Origin of the sequence: Cronobacter sp. EKM101R, from assembly GCF_963888145.1 — a bacterium.
GTDB classification, from domain to species: domain Bacteria; phylum Pseudomonadota; class Gammaproteobacteria; order Enterobacterales; family Enterobacteriaceae; genus Cronobacter; species Cronobacter turicensis.
In genome coordinates this window covers 1-18,224 of the sequence record NZ_CAWPHW010000015.1, presented here as the reverse complement: position 1 = coordinate 18,224, position 18,224 = coordinate 1, and the positions used below count along the sequence as shown (strand labels likewise).

Annotated in this window: 13 protein-coding genes; all 13 read left to right on the top strand. The window is 57.1% G+C overall.

Features of this window, described 5'->3' with window-relative positions; all coding sequences use genetic code 11:
- The coding region (locus tag AACV31_RS12160; RefSeq protein ID WP_166337110.1) for a type VI secretion system Vgr family protein at positions 1–1,845 on the top strand (1,845 nt) is incomplete at its 5' end.
- A 1-nt stretch (position 1,846) separates the two neighbouring features.
- Entirely contained in the window at positions 1,847–3,001 is a 1,155-nt protein-coding gene (locus AACV31_RS12155) for a DUF2169 family type VI secretion system accessory protein (RefSeq protein ID WP_165156589.1), read from the top strand.
- The gene (locus tag AACV31_RS12150; RefSeq protein WP_165156591.1) at positions 2,994–4,289 is read left to right on the top strand and encodes a PAAR-like domain-containing protein; all 1,296 of its coding nucleotides are present in this window, start codon (positions 2,994–2,996) and stop codon (positions 4,287–4,289) included. Before AACV31_RS12155 ends, AACV31_RS12150 begins: the two co-directional genes overlap by 8 nt.
- Before the next feature lie 97 nt (positions 4,290–4,386).
- A complete protein-coding gene (locus tag AACV31_RS12145; protein WP_165156593.1) occupies positions 4,387–5,049 on the top strand; it encodes an ankyrin repeat domain-containing protein in 663 nt (220 codons plus the stop codon).
- A gap of 174 nt (positions 5,050–5,223) precedes the next feature.
- Positions 5,224–9,180, top strand: coding sequence for an RHS repeat-associated core domain-containing protein (locus AACV31_RS12140; protein WP_165156595.1), 3,957 nt, complete (start codon positions 5,224–5,226; stop codon positions 9,178–9,180).
- A gap of 6 nt (positions 9,181–9,186) precedes the next feature.
- Positions 9,187–9,579 (top strand): DUF2750 domain-containing protein, encoded by a 393-nt coding sequence (locus AACV31_RS12135; protein WP_075199793.1) that lies wholly within the window; start codon positions 9,187–9,189, stop codon positions 9,577–9,579.
- A 114-nt stretch (positions 9,580–9,693) separates the two neighbouring features.
- The gene (locus AACV31_RS12130) at positions 9,694–10,191 is read left to right on the top strand and encodes a DUF4265 domain-containing protein (protein WP_234006176.1); all 498 of its coding nucleotides are present in this window, start codon (positions 9,694–9,696) and stop codon (positions 10,189–10,191) included.
- 101 nt (positions 10,192–10,292) lie between these two features.
- A complete protein-coding gene (locus AACV31_RS12125; protein WP_075199792.1) occupies positions 10,293–10,763 on the top strand; it encodes a hypothetical protein in 471 nt (156 codons plus the stop codon).
- Positions 10,764–10,892: 129 nt separating this feature from the next.
- Positions 10,893–11,342, top strand: a complete 450-nt coding sequence (locus AACV31_RS12120; RefSeq protein WP_165156597.1) for a hypothetical protein — start codon at positions 10,893–10,895, stop codon at positions 11,340–11,342.
- Between the two features lie 100 nt (positions 11,343–11,442).
- Positions 11,443–11,961 carry a hypothetical protein gene (locus tag AACV31_RS12115; protein ID WP_165156599.1) on the top strand — a complete coding sequence of 173 codons (519 nt, stop codon included), beginning with the start codon at positions 11,443–11,445 and terminating at the stop codon, positions 11,959–11,961.
- A 710-nt stretch (positions 11,962–12,671) separates the two neighbouring features.
- Positions 12,672–14,603: a type VI secretion system Vgr family protein gene (locus tag AACV31_RS12110; protein WP_165156601.1), complete on the top strand. Its 1,932-nt coding sequence runs from the start codon at positions 12,672–12,674 to the stop codon at positions 14,601–14,603.
- Complete coding sequence (locus AACV31_RS12105; RefSeq protein WP_165156603.1) at positions 14,600–15,031, top strand: DcrB-related protein; 432 nt, start codon at positions 14,600–14,602, stop codon at positions 15,029–15,031. Before AACV31_RS12110 ends, AACV31_RS12105 begins: the two co-directional genes overlap by 4 nt.
- A gap of 2 nt (positions 15,032–15,033) precedes the next feature.
- On the top strand, positions 15,034–18,224 hold a 3,191-nt coding region (locus AACV31_RS12100), incomplete at its 3' end, for a DUF6531 domain-containing protein (RefSeq protein ID WP_166337108.1).

Here is an 18,224-nt window from a genome sequence, read left to right as displayed (position 1 = left end):
CCGATGCATCGCGACCGTAACCTGCGTATCTTCCAGGGCCAGACGGTGCCGCAGATAGTGAAAACGCTGCTCGGCGAGAGCCGGGTGAATATGGAAGAGCGGCTGTCGGGCAGCTACCGCGTCTGGGAATACTGCGTGCAGTACCAGGAGAGCAGCCTCGACTTCATCAGCCGCCTGCTGGAGCTGGAGGGCATCACCTACCACTTCCGCCACGAGCAGGACCGCCACACGCTTATCCTCACTGACGCCCCCGGCCAGTACGAGCCGTTCCCCGGCTACGAGACCATTCCGTATCACGTCACGCCTTCAGGCGGCAGCACAGACGAAGAGGGCATCAGCCAGTGGGCGCTGGAAGACAGCGTGACGCCGGGCATTTACAGCCTCGATGACTACGACTTCCGCAAGCCCAACGCGTGGCTGTTCCAGGCGCGGCAGAACCCGCTGTCGCCGCAGCCGGGCAGCATTGACGTTTACGACTGGCCGGGCCGCTTTGTGGAGCACGGTCACGGCGAGTTCTACGCCCGTATCCGCCAGGAGCGCTGGCAGGTGGAGCACCGCCAGACCCAGGGCTCCGGCACCGCGCTGGGCATCGCGCCGGGCCACACCTTCGTGCTGCGCAACGCGCCGTTCTTCGGGGATAACGGCGAGTACCTGACCACGGTCGCCCACTACCGCTTTGAGGAAAACCGCTACGCCAGCGGCCCGGACAGCAATACCCTCCACGAAATCCGTTTCGAGGTGATACCGGCGGACGTGCCGTACCGCCCGTCGCAGAAGACGCCGTGGCCCAGAACCTACGGCCCGCAGACGGCGAAGGTGGTCGGCCCGCAGGGCGAGAGCATCTGGACCGACAAATATGGCCGCGTGAAGGTGAAGTTCCACTGGGACCGCCTCGGCAAGGGCGATGACACCAGCTCCAGCTGGGTGCGTGTGTCGAGCGCGTGGGCGGGCCAGGGCTTTGGCGGGGTGCAGATACCGCGCGTGGGCGATGAAGTGGTGGTGGACTTCATCAACGGCGACCCGGACCGCCCGCTGATTACCGGGCGCGTGTACAACGAAGCCAGCATGCCGCCGTGGGCGCTGCCGGCGGCGGCGACGCAGATGGGCTTTTTAAGCCGCTCGAAGGACGGCTCGCCGGACAACGCCAACGCGCTGCGCTTTGAGGACAAGGCGGGCGAGGAGCAGGTGTGGCTGCATGCTGAAAAGAATATGGATACCGACATCGAGAACGATGAAACGCATTCGGTAGGCAGCAACCGCACCAAAACCATTGGCGCCAATGAAACCACGACGGTGAAGAAAAACCGCACGGAAACGGTCGTGGAAAATGAAACGATCACGGTGCATCAGAACCGCACAGAGACGGTGGATGGCAACGAAACCATCACCATTCATTCCAACCGTAACGAGACGGTCGATCAGAATGAAGAGGTGCGTATCGGCCAAAACCAGAGCGTGACCGTTAACGGCGCCCAGACGCTGCGCGTCGATAAGACCAAAACCGAGACCATCGCGCTCGCCTCCATGCTGAATGTCGGCCTCGCGCAAAACACCAATATTGGCGCGGCGTATGTGCTGAACGTCGGCGCGGGCTGGATGACCAACGTCGGCGCGATGCAGATGCATAACGTGGCGCTCAAATATTCGGTGAACTCCGGCAAAGATCTCAGCCTGTCTGCGGGCACCACGGCGGATTTCAGGGCGGAAGACAAAATCACGCTGGTCTGCGGGGAGTCGATGATTGTGCTGGAACAGAACGGCACCATTACGCTTAGCGCCAATAAGATCAAGATGGTCGGCGAGAAGGTCATCGACATCGACGGTACGGAAATCAATATCAACTGATATGGAAAACTTCACTAATCTCAGCGCTTTCCCGGCCATGCTGTTTGATTCGTTCGACCAGAACGATCACGGCTTCAGCACCGTTGTCGCAAGAGTCAGTTACGATCTCGATATCGCCACGGGCGCGCTGACGCTGTGCGACGATCAGGGCGAACTCGTGGAGCAGGATATCTGTTACGGCGAGCCGGGTTACAGCAGCGTCCGGTTTGAAAGCGATCTGGCGCCCTATAAACCCTGGATGGATGTCGTTATTAACGCCAGCGCCTGGGCGCCGCAGGATAAACCCGCGCGCAGCTTTACCGTTGGCGCGCAGATTGGCGAGACGACCCGTCTGTTACGTATTCACGGGCCGCGCGAGTGGTGGAACGTGATGGCAGGCTGGCGGCTGACCGATCCTGAACCCCTGCAGACGCTTGAGCTGCGCTACGAATATGCGGCGGGCGGGATGTATACGTTGCCGGACGATCAGGTGGTCGCCGCCCAGGAAAACACGGTCGGGATGGGCTGGTACCCGCGCGAGGTCAGAAAGCACCTGAAAAAAGACCGGTTGCCCGCCCCGCAGATTGAGTGGGTTACCCAGCCGGTGAAAAAGATAGACGAAGCGGGCCTGGCAGCCGGGTTTGGTTTCTATGGCCGCGGCTGGCAGGGGCGCATTGAGCACGCCGGTACCTATGACGAAAACTGGAAGCAAAACCGCCATCCTTTTTTGCCGAAGGACTTTCGTTTTGACTACTGGTGCGGCGCGCATCCGCTGTTGCAGTTCCCGCTACCTGCGCCCTTAAGCGCGGTTCCTGTGACGCTGAAATATCTCATCTCCGCGCGTGACAAAGCCGATCAGGAGATTCGCTTTCAGGTGCCGGTTGAAAGCCTGTTTGTTTTTATCATGACGCAGAAAGGCGCCGGGGTCGCGCAGGACATGACGCTCGATACGCTGGTGGTGGATGTGCCCGCGCGTAAAGTGCATTGCAGCTATCGTACGGTAATCTCTGAACTGATGGAGCCGGTGATGACCGAGCTGCGCTTTATCGCGCGTGAAGAACGACACGCGCAGGTCGCGCGCGCGCGTCAGCGGCTTACCGATCGCGAATCGGCAGACTTTTTGCCGCTGCCCCCGTCGCTATTAAACCTGAAGGAAAAAAGAGGCGCGCATGGCTGAGAACTTTGCCGCCCGTAAAAACGGGAAATATAAACTGGTCTGCCTGGCGCCGGATATGTGCTTTACGCCAGGGATCCAGCCGCCGGTGCCCTATCCGGTGACCGCCACGCTGGAGCCCTCAAAAAGTACTGTTGATTCGGTGAATTTTGGCCGCAACCCCGCTTTTGTCTACAACCAGAGCTTTGTGCCAACCACCATTGGTGATGCGGCGGGGCGCAATAAAGGCGTGGTCAGCGGTACGGTGGAGGGCGACTGCTGGTCTATTGAACACAGCCCGGATACCAACGTCGGCGGGCGTCCGCTCAACCGCGTACAGGATACGTTCGCCATGAACGGTAAAGCTAACGGCGGCCGTGGCGGGAACTTCACCAAGAAAGAGACCTGGGAGCGGCGTAAGGCGCTTATCGCGAAGGGTAAACAGAGCAGCGACCCCAAAGCCCAGGCGGCGGCACAGCGGCTTGAGCAGAATAACGTGGCGGTGGAAAAGGCGCGTCTGGCGGATTATGTGTATGAGCCCCGCGATCCGTCGAAACCCACCCCGGAGATCCCGGCAGGGTGGAAAGATATCTCTAACGATCCGCAAGCGCTCGCAAAATATAACCTGACCCCTAACGACTTCCAGGTGAACGGCGCGCCGCAGTTTCGCGCGCGGATGTACGCGCCAGACGAAGCGGTATTCGGCAAAGATATGACGCCCTCCGTCGTGTTCCGCGGCACGCAGTCGGGGCCGGACTGGGGCGTCAATGCCAAACAGGCGTTTGGTGTCGAAAACCCTTACTACAAACGCGCAGTCAGGATAGGCACGGCGCTGGAGCAAAGTAACGCGCCTGTCGACTGCGTCGGACATTCGCTGGGCGGCGGGCTCGCCTCCGCCTGCTCGCGCGCCAGCAGCAAGCCTGGCTGGACATTCAACGCGGCGGGCCTTAACAGCGGAACGGTCGAGAAGTATGGCGGCAAAGTGCTTGAGAAGAGCGTGACGTCAGAGAACATCAATGCCTACCGCGTTAAAGGCGAAGTGTTAACCGGCCTGCAGGAGCCTGGCGTGCTGGGCACGATAGGTGTGGTCGGGGCGCTTGGCGCGCTGGGCGCAAAACTCGGCGGCGTGTTTGGCGGCATTATTGGCGCGGGCCTTGGCGTCGTTATCGCCGCGCTGCCATCCGCCGTGGGCAAAAAGCATGATATGGCGGGCGGCCAGGGCAACCCGGTAAACCGCCATTTTATGAGCCAGGTCATTCCCTGTATCGAGGCAGAAAAAGCAGAGGATGAGGCTATACTGATGGCTTTATAAGGAGCGCAGCATGAAATCATTACGAAGGCTAATTTGCAGTCTCTTCGCCGGGCTGGCACTCTTCTCCGTAGTAATAACTGGTCATGGAAGTACGAATATGAAACAAGCAGCGCCGGAAGTTTATTTTAGCGGTACGCAATTACAGCTTGCTCAGGCTATTGCCGAGCACAATCTTTCCGAAGTTAATGCATTAGCGAAAAGCACGAATTTAAATAAACCCGGCAGTCAGGAAATGACCTTGCTGATGTATGCGCTGTTAGAAGCCACCAATGGCGATGCGAAATCGCTGGATATTGTGACCGATCTGGTGAAAGCGGGCGCGGATCCGCTACAGGAGATCCCGGATTTCGGCAGCCCGGCGGCCGTGATGGCAAGCTCCAACAACCCGGCCTACATTAAGGCTCTGATCGAGGGCGGCCTCAGCCCGAACGCCATGACCAACTACCAGCCTTTAATATTTAACTCGGCAACGGAGAATTCCTTTTCGGTTTTAAAATATCTGTTATCCGCAGGCGCGGATATCAATAAAACCGACAGCGCAGGGAAAACGGTGCTTATGGTGGCGCTCGCCGATATGGAGCTGGATCAGGTGGAGTATCTGTTAAATCATGGCGCAAATCCCAATGTCGTCACCCCGGCGGGCATGAGTTTTAGCTCAATGCTGCAGAGCGTCATGAAGCGCGAGAGCGACAGCGGCAGCCGAACCGTCAATAAGCTTGAGGAAATTCGCAGGCTGGCAATCAGTAAAGGGATGAAATAACTTACCGTTCTTTTATATTCCCCGATAAATTTTCACTCTATCCGCGTCGCGTTCAGAAATGAGCGTGGCGCGTATTATTTAAATCATCCTTACGTTAATTTTTCGGTTTATTGCGCAAAGCAATAAACCTGACGACTTTTATTCAGAACACGCAATCCATCGCAGGGAATTTACATGGCGACAGGAAATACTATTGGTAAATTACAATATGCGCCAGCACCGAAAGGCAAGGTTGCGGCTGGCAGCGCTAACCCGCCTAAAAAGAAAAGCTGGTGGGGCGACTGGGGCGATATTGTACACACCGGGCTGGATGTCTTAGGGGCCGTGCCGGTGCTGGGCGTGGTGGCGGATGGCGCTAACGCGGCGATTTATGCCGCCGAAGGCGACTACGGCAACGCGGCGTTATCTGCGGCGTCAGCGGCGGCGAACTTCGTACCGGGCGGCGGCGCGGCGTTTAAAGCCGGTAAAATGGCGGCGAAAGCTGGTAAAGCGATAGAGGCGGCCAGCGCGACGAAAGGGCTGGTAAAAGAAACCGCGAAACTCGCCGAAAAATCCGCGTTTAAAGCGGAAAAAGCGGCAGCCAAAGCCGAAGGAAAAGCCGCCAAAGAAGGCGCAGAGGAAACGGTAAAAGCGAAGAAAGCGGGCAGCGAGAAAGGCGGCAGCGATAAAGGCAAAGCGAAAAAAGAGACCGAGCCGTGCAAAATCCCGAATACCGCCGCGGTCGAGCCGCTGGTCGGCAGTCCGGTTAACGCCATTCTGGGCATCAAAGTGCTGTTCGGTAACGAAGATAACGATTTTGCCTTCCCGGCATCCGTGTCGCTTAACTGGCAGCGGTATTACTTTTCCGATGAAATCGGCAACGGCTGGCTCGGGCAGGGGTGGTTTTTACCGCTGTCGCTGGAGGTTCGCGCGCAGGATGACATCCTGCTGTTTATCGACGAGCAAGGGCGTGAAATCGAGTTCCCGTGGCCAGAGCCGGGCCATCCGCCCAGGCTGCACCGCTATGAACAGCTCTCGCTGTCGCAGCCACAGCCGGGCGAGTTTCGTATTTTTACCGCCGATGAAGCGCGCTGCTGGCATTTTACGCACCAGGCGCAGCCGGGTCGCTGGCTGCTCACGGCGATAAGCGACCGGCACGACAACCGCCTGACGCTGCACTACAACGCGCATCATCAGCCTGAACAGATAACCGACAGCGCCGGACGGCGGTTTATCGTCCATTTTGCAAAGCTTACGCTTGCGGATAACGACACGGCTGAACGTATCGTCGGCGTCAGCGTCTGCCATCCCTCCGATCCGCTTCACGCCGAAAGCCTCTGCCGCTACGACTACTCGCCGCAGGGCGATCTCATCGCCGTCAGAAATGGCCAGGGCGAGGTGCTGCGCGAATTCCGTTACCGCAACCACATCATGGTGGCGCACCGCCGCGCGGGCGAAATGGAGTGTTTCTACCACTACGATAAACACGAACCGTCCGGGAAAGTGCTGGCGCATCGCGACAGCCTGGGCGGCGAATGGCGCTTTGAATATGGCGCGGCCAGCACCACGGTGACCGATGCGTCAGGACGCGTGACGCGTTACGAGTATGACGACAACCATGAGCTGCTGGGCTATCAGGACGCCGCTGGCGGCTATACCCGGTTCCGTCGCAACGTTCGCGGGCAAATGACGCAACTGACCGACCCGGCAGGCCGCGTCACGCGCTACCGTTACGATGAGCGCGGCAACTGTACCGCCGTGACCGAGCCGGACGGGCAGATGACGCGCATCGACTACCACGAGCGCTGGAATCTGCCGGTGCGTGTCACCGATATGCAGGGCGGTACACGCGAATATGCGTATGACGTCGCCGGCAATCTGATTCGTTTTATGGATGAACTGGGCCGTATCACGGAATATAACCACGACGATCGCGGCAACCTGGTGCGCATTCGCGATGCGGCGTCGGGTATTCAGCGTCTCTCCTGGAACAGCGCGGATTTTCTTATCAGCCACACCGATTGTTCGGGGCGTACCACCACCTTCGGCTATGACAAATATGGCTGGCTCAAAGAGCAGATCGACGCGGCGGGCAACCGCACGCTGATTAACAACCGGCAGGATGGCCTGCCGCGGAGTATTGTTCACCCGGATGGCGCGACGGAGACCTTTGAGTTTGACCGCTGGCAGCGCCTTACCGCCTGGCGCGACGCGCAGGGGCAGCTCACGCAATGGAAACTGGCGCCGGATGGCCTGCCGCTGGCGCGTACCGATGCGCTCGGGCATCAGGTGAAATATGAATATGATCTGGCGCGTCGCCTGATCACGCTGATAAATGAAAACGGCGCGCGTTATGAGATGGAATATGACCTGCGCGACAATCTTATCCGCGAGACCGGGTTTGACGGCTGCACCACCCGTTACCGCTATGACGCGGGCGGTTTCCCGACGGTGCGCGAGGAGGAAGGCAACGGAGACGGCACCGTCATCCGCACGCATTACCAGCGTGACGAGGCCGGGAGGTTGCTGGAAAAACTGGTCGCGCGCAGCGGCGAGGACCAGTGGCAGCGCACGCGTTACCGGTATGATTCCCTTGGGCGGCTGATTGCGGGCATCAACCACGGCGGCCGCGTGGAGCTGGAGTGGGACGCCGCCGGACAGCTGACGCTCGAACGTAACCTTATTCGCGGCGTCAGCCATGAATTACGTCATCAGTATGACGAGCTCGGCAACCGCACCGTCACTACCCTGCCGGATGGCCGCGAGCTGAAAAACTTCTACTACGGCAGCGGCCACCGTATTCAGGTGAACCTTGGCAGCCGGGTTATCAGCGAAAGCGAGCGCGATGTGCTGCACCGGGAAGTTCGCCGCACGCAGGGCACCATCAGCAGCGAGTATGTCCATGATGAAATGGGGCGGCTGGTCAGCCAGCGCGCGGGGCGTAACGGGAAAATCGCGGTCGCGCGTGATTACGCCTGGCGGCGCGACGGCCAGCTGTTGCAGATGGTGGATAAATACACGGGCGAGCATCGCTACGACTACGATGCGCTGGGCCGCCTGACCCGCGCCCGCGAAGAACATTTCGCCTTCGACCCGGCCCATAACCTCCTGAGCGACACCGGCGCGCCGCCGCTGCACGACAACCGCCTGCGCGTGTATGAGGACAAACGCTGGGATTACGATAATTTCGGCAACGTCACCGCCAAACATATCGCCCGGCACACCATGCAGCAGTTCCGGTGGAACGCGGAGCATCAGCTGGCGGAATCCGTTACGGTGCGTAACGGCGCGGAGCAGCGCACCACCTACGGTTATGACGCCTTCGGCAGACGCAGCTGGAAGCAGGACGCGTTCGGCGTGACGACCTTTGTGTGGGACGGCAACCGCCTGCTGAGCGAATCACGCGGCGGGCGCAGCCACCTGTGGATTTACGAAGACGACAGCTTCACGCCGCTGGCGCAAATCAGTCTTTGTAAGGGCGACACCGAACACGACGCAGAGGTGTACTGGTATCACAACGATGTGTCGGGGATGCCGCGCGAGCTGACCGGCGCGGGCGGCGACATCGCCTGGCGGGCCGAATACCGCGCCTGGGGCAACACGCTTCGCGTGGAACACATTGAGACACGCGCCGGTGAGCCGGTGTATCAGCCGTTGCGCTACCAGGGGCAGTATTTTGATGCCGAGACGGGTTTGCACTATAACCGCTTCCGCTACTATGATCCGGATGCGGGGCGCTTTATCAGCCAGGACCCGATAGGGCTCGCGGGCGGGATAAACCTTTACCAGTATGCGCCGAACCCGCTGGTGTGGGTGGATCCGCTGGGGTTGACTCGAAGTAGGGCTGGTAAACAGGCTCGTCTAAGGGCTTTAGCTGATGATCCTAAACAACCTAGTCATATCAGGGGATGGGTCAAACAAGACATTAATATGATAGCAGAAGGGCGTCGTAAGACTATTCGTAATCCACCTGGATACGATTTAGCCCACTGGCGAGGTTATGAATCAGCAAAAGGTTTTAGTTATGAATACTCTGAGCCTCAGATAAGAGAGCAGCACCGGGCGCAACATCGCTATGATAATGGTGGTAGAAAAAATAAGATCCGTGTTAGTAAAAAATGCAAGCAGGGCTCTGCTGACAATGAAGGGTAATGTATAATGAACATATCGAGTCAAGAAATTGATGTCATGTTTAAAAAGAATGCAAAGGAGCGTTATGTTTACTTTGTGAAAAAAATCGCAGACTGGGAATGTGCATGGGCATTGGGAGACGACACTGGATATATTACTACAGAAGACGGAGATGGGAACTTGTCCTTACCACTTTGGCCTGCTAAAGAATATGCCCAAAAGTGTGCTGTAAATGAATGGACAAATCTTTCCGTTAAAGAGGTTTCACTGGATGAGCTTTTAGATGAATTGCTTCCTGAGCTAATAGAAGATGAAATCGATGTCGTTGCATTTATGGCCCCTGACGAAACAGGACTGCCAACTTTATCAGCAGCAAATGTTTTAAAAGATTTGTTAGCTGAATGTGAAAAATATGAATGATTTTTATTTTTAGGTGATATCTTTCTAACGTTGGATCTGCGTTTATTTAGTATAATTGCGGATCCATTTCTTTACTTATTATTGATAGTGGTGAAAATGCCCGTTAATTAACCCTTGCGTCAGATTAGCAATGAGGAATCTATCCTGAATAATTCAGCGTTTGATTCCCAATATATAAAAGCTACATACCATCTGAACCAAGACGATGATGGTTACGAGTTAGATAACATTCCATTTTTTGTATATGGTGTAAGTAAAGGAGATGTTTTAGCCTTTCAAAAAAACAAAGATGAGTTTGTCGCAAGCAGTGTTTTAAAAAATAACGGGCACTCTACTATGCGTATGTATATGAATGTTGAACATCGAAAAAATGCTGTCATTTATGCATTACAACTTTTAGGCGGGTTTACCAATTCAGCTGTCACTTCACCATTATTTAGTCTGGATATTCCTCCAGAGATATCTTTTGCAGCTATTGATCGCTTTTTAAAAGAAAAGATGAATGAGGGAATACTTGATTATGAAGACGCTTGTCTTCAGCATGCGGGCATAGATGCCGAAAGAATCAAGCAGTGTAAAGCACTTATAAATATAAAATATTTTAATCATTAATAGTATGAATTATCGTAATATGTAATTTATTTTGCAATAATATATTGCGACAACGAGTTACATTTCTTGCGCCAGGGCAATTCTTTAACAAGGTGAAAGGCATGAATGCTATTCAGTATAAAAAAGAGTTATTGTACAGGAGAGCAAGGGGTAAAATAATTTACGAATCGTATAAAATTAAAATAGCCTCCCTTTTTAAAATGGAACCGGATTGTTTGACTTTTTTAGATTTGGAGACAACAGATAATATACTTTCTAAATCTAATGCATTTGATACGAGACAAACTAAAAAAAGATTAGATATAAAAGATTTGAACCCTTATATATTGGATATAAAGAAATTTCGCGGACCATATTATGTTTTTCTGGATGACGACTGGAGCTATTGTGGTGCGGTTACTGCCCCTTCGCTCCAGGAATTGAATGAAAATTTCCTGTTCGGTAAGGAAGTATTAGATGATGTTCTCTTTATTTCAGAGGATTTAAGGCAATCAATAAGTCTGGATTATTATGAAGTCAATGATGTTTACTATATTGATGTTACTGCTAAATCTGCCATTTCAAATAAATAAAGCAAATTTATCAATGATTCCCGATGGCTCAATATTTCCAAATGAAGTAAATTCAGTATAATTTAGTGTGTATTATTTATTAAATAAAAACTCCATCCCTGCCATACCGCGCATTCAAGAGCTGATATAATGCTTTCAACACACTTGCTGCTTGATTCTAAAAAACTCTTACCTTTTCTGGCTCTCTGTAGCCTGGGTGCGCTCGCTAATGAAAGGTTTTCCGGCCAGTGGGAAGGCGAGAATGAGGCAGGATCTGTGCTAACGCTGAACCTGAAGCAAAACGCGCAGGTGATAAACGGCACTTACTGTTACATCACGCAGCGTGGCAACCGTATCGACTGTGCTGCGCCCGGGGAGAACAATCTGCACGGCATCATTGCGGGCAATCGGGCCGATGTAGTGTTTGATTCCTCTTTCGGCGGCGTTAACGGGCAGGCGAGCCTTGAGGTTGAAAGCGACAGGATGACGTGGCAGCTCATCAAGGTTCCTGTTAAAGGCAGCTATTATGCGCCGCAAACAATTACCCTGACTCGCAACCGTGCTGGTAACGCAATGCAGGCGACGATATTACCTCAGTAAACCGATAATGTGGTGTCTGGCCGCCATCTATAAAATGATGCATTGTAGGTAAATGGAATCCCCACGTCAGACAAATTAACAACCCTCCCTTAAGGATACTATGTTTTTCATTCGTCATACCGGAAAGGTGATTACCGCTGCGTTAATAACAATGTTAATGATTAGCGGGGCTTCAGCTAATACGCCCTCCGCCAGCCTCTGGACGTTTATTGCGGCGATGCGGTCATCCTTAACAGATATCACGGTCGCCACGCTTAACCACGCGCCTTTAAAATTTCATCTGGATTCTCAGAACGAATACATCAACTTTTACCGGGCGGAAGATGTCGCGTTTACTGCCGCAGGGAAGCTGACCGACATTGAATTACGGTTGAGCAGAGATCCGCATGAGAAAACGCTGCTGTTTATCTCTCACTGGCGGGGGCGGTGCCTGACGCTTAACGAGATTAAACAGCATTACCCGGTGTTGACGATAACCGACACCCCACGCGGTCATTCGGAAAACGAAGTGACCAGTTACACTACGCCTGCCGGTGCGTCTGGCGAAGCCGTCACGTTCAGCTTTACCGCGAAAGCGCCAGATTGCTTAAATGACGTCATTATTAGCCGGGAGAAGTAACGCCCGGCACGCAGCCTGAGCGATGAGGCCGGTACGACGAGGCGCCCTGCGCTCGCCAGTGAATTTCCAAAGCCGTACGCCGCAGAGGCACATATCCCCCACATCACGCAGAGCAATTCCCCATGCGCCGGGGTAAATAATCTGTTATTTGCTCTACCCACCATTATTAGTGGTTCCCTTAAGCTAAATATTATCCTTTCATATAAAAAGCCTTTCTCAGCGCGGTCAGTAAAAGAAAATCCTCTTTCTTTCATGAATATTTCAGCGCGTGATTAGTGACGTCCTCCATAAAAACAACCTGCTGTCCCCCGGAATTTATGCCAGCTATCAACCTCTACCCGTACTGGAATCAGAATAGTCTGTATATTCAGAATAATGGCGGTTTTTCGATGAGTCACTTGTTGGTATATTTACACAGCGCACGTGCGTCGTTTGTATATGGCCTTTATAGCCGCTTCGTTACCTGACATTTCCTGATATGGCTTAACCTCGATCGAGGCTATGGCAGCGGTAGCCGTATTATGAAATTTCATGTCGCCTGCAATATGAAATTAACTAAAACTGCAAAGTGTTTCTGGCAGAGTGTCTGCTGCGCGGCCAGAAGCCTGAAAGGTATGCGTCATTTGCTGCTGTGCTGTGATTTACGGGCATAGCCAGGTGGGTGTCTCCGGCTCTGGTATGCACCGCATATACACATAGGGATGGAAGTTATGTTTAACCGAATCACCGTTCAGCTCCCGGTCGAGGGGCTGCTTTTCTGGAAACTCTCCGGGCGCGAGGCGCTGTCGGAGCCGTTCATGTTCACCCTGACGCTGCTCGGCACCGACGCGCGGGCCGACCGCAGCGCGCTGCTGGGCCAGCCGGTGACGGTGACCATCCCGACCCAGGCGCTGATGACGCCGCGCTACCTCAACGGCAAGGTGACCCGCGTGGCAGTGACCGCCGTGGAGCTCTCCGGCACCCGCTACGCGGCCTACGAGCTGACGGTGGAGCCGGACCTGTGGCCGATGCATCGCGACCGCAACCTGCGTATCTTCCAGGGCCAGACGGTGCCGCAGATAGTGAAAACGCTGCTCGGCGAAAGCCGGGTGAATATGGAAGAGCGTCTCTCCGGGAGCTACCGCGTCTGGGAATACTGCGTGCAGTACCAGGAGAGCAGCCTCGATTTCATCAGCCGCCTGCTGGAGCTGGAAGGCATCACCTACCACTTCCGCCACGAGCAGGACCGCCACACGCTTATCCTCACCGATGCCCCCGGCCAGTACGAGCCGTTCCCCGGCTACGAGACCATTCCGTATCATGTGACCCCTTCAGGCGGTTCAACCGACGAAGAGGGCATCAGCCAGTGGGCGCTGGAGGACAGCGTGACGCCGGGCATCTACAGCCTCGACGACTACGACTTCCGCAAGCCGAACGCGTGGCTGTTCCAGGCAAGGCAGAACCCGCTGTCGCCGCAGCCGGGGAGCATTGACGTCTACGACTGGCCGGGCCGCTTTGTGGAGCACGGCCACGGCGAGTTCTACGCCCGTATCCGCCAGGAGCGCTGGCAGGTGGAGCACCGCCAGACGCAGGGCTCCGGCACCGCGCTGGGCATTGCGCCGGGTCACACCTTCGTGCTGCGTAACGCCCCGTTCTTCGGCGATAACGGCGAGTACCTGACCACGGTCGCCCACTACCGCTTTGAAGAGAACCGCTACGCCAGCGGCCCGGACAGCAACACCCTCCACGAAATCCGTTTCGAGGTGATACCGGCGGACGTGCCGTACCGCCCGTCGCAGAAGACGCCGTGGCCGCGTACTTACGGCCCGCAGACGGCGAAGGTGGTCGGCCCGCAGGGCGAAAGCATCTGGACCGACAAATATGGCCGCGTGAAGGTGAAGTTCCACTGGGACCGCCTCGGCAAGGGCGACGACACCAGCTCCGGCTGGGTGCGTGTGTCGAGCGCGTGGGCGGGCCAGGGTTTTGGCGGGGTGCAGATACCGCGCGTGGGCGATGAAGTGGTGGTGGACTTCATCAACGGCGACCCGGACCGCCCGCTGATTACCGGGCGCGTGTACAACGAAGCGAGCATGCCGCCGTGGGCGCTGCCGGCGGCGGCCACGCAGATGGGCTTTTTAAGCCGCTCGAAGGACGGCTCGCCGGACAACGCCAACGCGCTGCGCTTTGAGGACAAGGCGGGTGAGGAGCAGGTGTGGCTGCAGGCCGAGCGCAACCTCGATACCAAAGTGAAAAAAGATGAAACCCACAGCGTCGGCGGCTCGCGGGTGGTTGCTATCAAGCAGGACTACACCGGTAAAGTTGAAGGCAAGCAAGAGCACGCCATTCAGATGAGCCGCAATGAGCTGGTCGGCGGGCAGTACGACATCAAAGGCCAGGGTACGGTGACCATTTCTTCTGCGACCGGCATCCGCCTGGTCACGGGCGATTCGGTACTGGAGATGGGGGCGAACGGCGAGGTCAATCTTTACTGTACAAAATTCGCGATTAACGCCAGCGGCACAGGGCAAATCAATACCGGCGGCACGCTCGATCTGAACCTCAAGACGCAACCGGACAAAGCGGCAAGCGTCGCGCCGACGCCTGCGGATATCCAGAACGAAGTGGCAAAAACTTTTAATTCCGACGGAGAAGGGCAGGCATGAGCCAGGTGAAATATACGTTATCAGAAGGGACGCTGACGCTGCCGGAAGCCGTGCAGGATCGCAGCATGACGATATTGTCACTGCCGAAAGCGGGGGCCTCTCTGGTGCTGACGCGCGCCTGGGACGTCAAGCCCGGCGAAGAAGAGACTTACCTGAAAAGTCAGGTCGCCAAAATCAAACGCGACATGAAAAAGTTCACCGGCTGCGACGTGACTGACACCCGGATGGGCGGCAGGCCCGCGCAGGAAGTCACGATGCGTTTTGAAAACCACGGCGTGACGGTTTATGAACAGCTGGCGACCACGATGCTTGAGGATCACCTGCTGGTCATGGCGATGAGCCGCACCGCGCCGTTTGATGAAGACGCGCTGGCGATATGGGAATCCATTAAAGCGGGTCTGGAATTTACGCCTGGAGAGGGAGCATAAGCGTGTCTGAACCGTTAGCTGCCCGTTATCAGGATCCGCTCATCCACAGCTCTCTGCTCGCCGATGTCGTCAGCGGTGTGGTCGAAGGCGCCATTTGTCTTGCTGCGTTTACGGCGGGTGCGGCGATGATGACAACGGGGCTTGGCACGGTCGCAGGCGTTGTACTGATTGCCGCTGTTTTCGGCAGCGGCATCGCGGAAGAGGCAGGCGATCTGGTCGGCCAGGGTGTTGATGCCGTGCTGGATTTCTTCGGCTGGCGTGGGCCACCGGATGCCTTTATTACCAGTGGCTCGCACAACGTTCATATCATGGATCTCCCTGCCGCCCGTGCGGCGGGTACGGTCGATCATGATTATCTCAATACGCCTATCCCGGCAGAGAGCTTTGCCGATAAGGCGAAGGCGTTCGCGATAAACACGGCGGTTACCATTCTCGAAGTGGCGCAGTTTACGCTGCACCCGTTTGATAATCTGGCTGCGGGAGCCGACGCGATTGCGAGCAGCGGCTGGCAGGGCGTGAAAAATTTCGCGGGCAGCGTCTGGGATAACTTAACCCAGCCGGTCGTGGCGGGGGCCAGCCCTTTTGCTAAAGAAGCGCCGCTGGATACTGTCGAGTGCACCAAAGGCCATACGATCACCGGCGGTAACTTCCTGGCGGAAGGTTCGAAAAAAGTGCTGATCAACGGTCAGCCCGCGTGCCGTGATGGCGATCGCAGCACCTGCGAAGCAAAGATAAAAGTTAAAGAAAACACGCGTGTGCGCATCGGCGGCGAGAGCATTGTGGTGCGCGATATCCGCAGCGGTAAAAATTTCTGGGCGCGGCTTATCGGTAACGCCATCGGCAGCCTTGGACCGGGAATATTGCGCAATCTCAGTAAAGGGATGTTAAAGGCGATATTCAGCCGCCAGATCCTGAAAACCTTTTGCTGTCAGCTCGCCGCCGATCTCGGCATGGGATTAACCACGTTCGGGCTGATTCAGGCGGGGAAAGTGGGCAGCGAAGCGCGCCACACGCAGCACCCGGTGGATATCGCCAGCGGCGCGAAAATCCTCGCGGGCGGCGAAGACCGCGATTTCACGCTGGAAGACCGCATTCCGCTCATCTGGCAGCGTATCTACAACAGCCGCAATCTGGCGACCGGTATGCTCGGCACCGGCTGGCTGCTGCCGTTTGAGACCCGCTTCTTCCGCCTTGAGGACAATACGTTTATCTGGCGCGATATGTCGGGCCGCGAACTGGGCTTCGGCGAGCTGACCCCCGGCGACGTGGTGGATTATCTCGAAGACGGCGTCACGCTCTATTACACCGTCAGCGGCACGCTGATGCTCCAGATGACGAGCGGCGAATACCACGTCTACGAACCGGACCCGACGCGTCCGGGCGAGTGGCGCCTGTTCCGCATCTACGATCGTCACGAGAACTGTCAGTACTACAGCTGGGATGAACACGGCAGGCTGGCGCGCATTTCCGGCGACAACGAAGCGCTGGATGTCGAACTTGCCTACGAGAAATCGCATGGCCGCCTCGCCAGCGTGCATCAGGTATGCAACGGCGAACGCCGCCTGCTGGTGACTTACGGCTATAACGAAAACGGCCAGTTGATCGAGGTCACCGACGCGGACGGCATCGTCACGCGCCGCTTCGGCTGGGATCGCGCCAGCGACATGATGGGCTGGCACAGCTACTCCACCAACCTCAGCGTGCATTATCAGTGGCAACCCGCCGCCGATGCGCCCAACTGGCGCGTGTGCAGTTATCAGGTGCTGGACGACCAGGACAACGTGTTGGAACGCTGGCGCATCGACGCCGACGAGGCGAAACGCTGCGCCACGGTAAGCTGCGACGCAGGCTTCTCGACGCGCCACTGCTGGGATTTCCTCTATCGCATCACGGAATACACCGACCGCCACGGCGGCGTGTGGCGCTACGAGTGGGCAGATTATGCCGAGCTGCTGAAAGCGGCCACCACGCCGGACGGCAGCCGCTGGGTGTATGGCTACGACGAGCACGGCAACCTGACGGAAGTGCGCGATCCGCTCGGCAACAGCACGTTCACCACGTGGCACCCGGTGTTCGCGTTCCCGGTGAAGGAAGTGCTGCCGGACGGCGCCACCTGGCAGTACGAATACAACCCGCGCGGCGATGTGGTGGCGCTCACCGACCCGAAAGGCGGCGTGACGCGCTTTGAGTGGAACGAGCAGGGCGACCTGGTTCAGCAGACCGACGCGCTGAACAACACGCACCGTTTCTGGTGGAACGAGCGCGGGCAGCTGGTGCGCGACGAGGACTGCTCCGGCAACCAGAGCCAGCGGCTTTACGACGACGCGGGGCGGCCGCTCAGCGCCAGCGACGCCGAAGGCAACACCGACCGCTGGGCGCTGACCGCGGCGGGACGTCTGCGCACGTGGCGACGGGCGGATGGCCGCGAAACGCACTACGAATATGACAACGCCGGGCTGCTCTGCGGGCAGGACGACGACGGGCTGCGCGAGCGCAAGGTAACGCGCAACGCGCGCGGGCAGGTGGTGAGCGCCGCCGACCCGGCAGGCCATCTGACGCGCCTGCGCTACGACCGCTTCGGCCGCCTGACGACGCTGGTGAACCCGAACCGCGAAAGCTGGCGGTTTGAGTATGACGCAGCAGGCCGCCTGACGGGCCAGCGCGACAACGCGGGCCGCCTGACGGAATACCGCCACGATGCGCTGGGCCAGGTGACGGAGGTGATCCGCCATCCGCTGCCGGGCAGCCCGGATGCGCCGCTGGTCACCGCGTTTGAATATGACGTGCTGGGCCGCCTGACCGCGCGGGAAACCGCAGAGCACCGCACCGAGTACCGCCACGACACGCTGTCGCTGGAAATCCGCCGCGCCACGCGCGCCGAATGGCGGCAGGCGCTGCTGGAAGAGCGTGAACCGGCGTGGGACGCCGTACTCATCTTCACCCGCAACGCCGCGGGCGAGCTGGTGAGCGAGGAGAACCACGGCGGGAAGTTTGAATACGAGTACGACGCGCTCGGTAATCTCAGCAGTACAACGTTCCCGGATGGCCGGGAGCTGGCCACTCTGCGCTACGGCACCGGGCACCTGCTGGAGATGCAGCTGCGCCACGGCGGCGCGACGCACACGCTGGCGGCCTATGGCCGCGACCGCCTGCACCGGGAAATCTCCCGCAGCCAGGGCGTGCTCTCGCAGGA

Coding starts and splice junctions, on each gene's coding strand:
- AACV31_RS12110 (WP_165156601.1), top strand. CDS start 12,672: ATGTTTAACCGAATCACCGTTCAGCTCCCGGTCGAGGGGCTGCTTTTC.
- AACV31_RS12105 (WP_165156603.1), top strand. CDS start 14,600: ATGAGCCAGGTGAAATATACGTTATCAGAAGGGACGCTGACGCTGCCG.
- AACV31_RS12135 (WP_075199793.1), top strand. CDS start 9,187: ATGAACATATCGAGTCAAGAAATTGATGTCATGTTTAAAAAGAATGCA.
- AACV31_RS12120 (WP_165156597.1), top strand. CDS start 10,893: ATGCTTTCAACACACTTGCTGCTTGATTCTAAAAAACTCTTACCTTTT.
- AACV31_RS12150 (WP_165156591.1), top strand. CDS start 2,994: ATGGCTGAGAACTTTGCCGCCCGTAAAAACGGGAAATATAAACTGGTC.
- AACV31_RS12115 (WP_165156599.1), top strand. CDS start 11,443: ATGTTTTTCATTCGTCATACCGGAAAGGTGATTACCGCTGCGTTAATA.
- AACV31_RS12155 (WP_165156589.1), top strand. CDS start 1,847: ATGGAAAACTTCACTAATCTCAGCGCTTTCCCGGCCATGCTGTTTGAT.
- AACV31_RS12125 (WP_075199792.1), top strand. CDS start 10,293: ATGAATGCTATTCAGTATAAAAAAGAGTTATTGTACAGGAGAGCAAGG.
- AACV31_RS12145 (WP_165156593.1), top strand. CDS start 4,387: ATGAAACAAGCAGCGCCGGAAGTTTATTTTAGCGGTACGCAATTACAG.
- AACV31_RS12140 (WP_165156595.1), top strand. CDS start 5,224: ATGGCGACAGGAAATACTATTGGTAAATTACAATATGCGCCAGCACCG.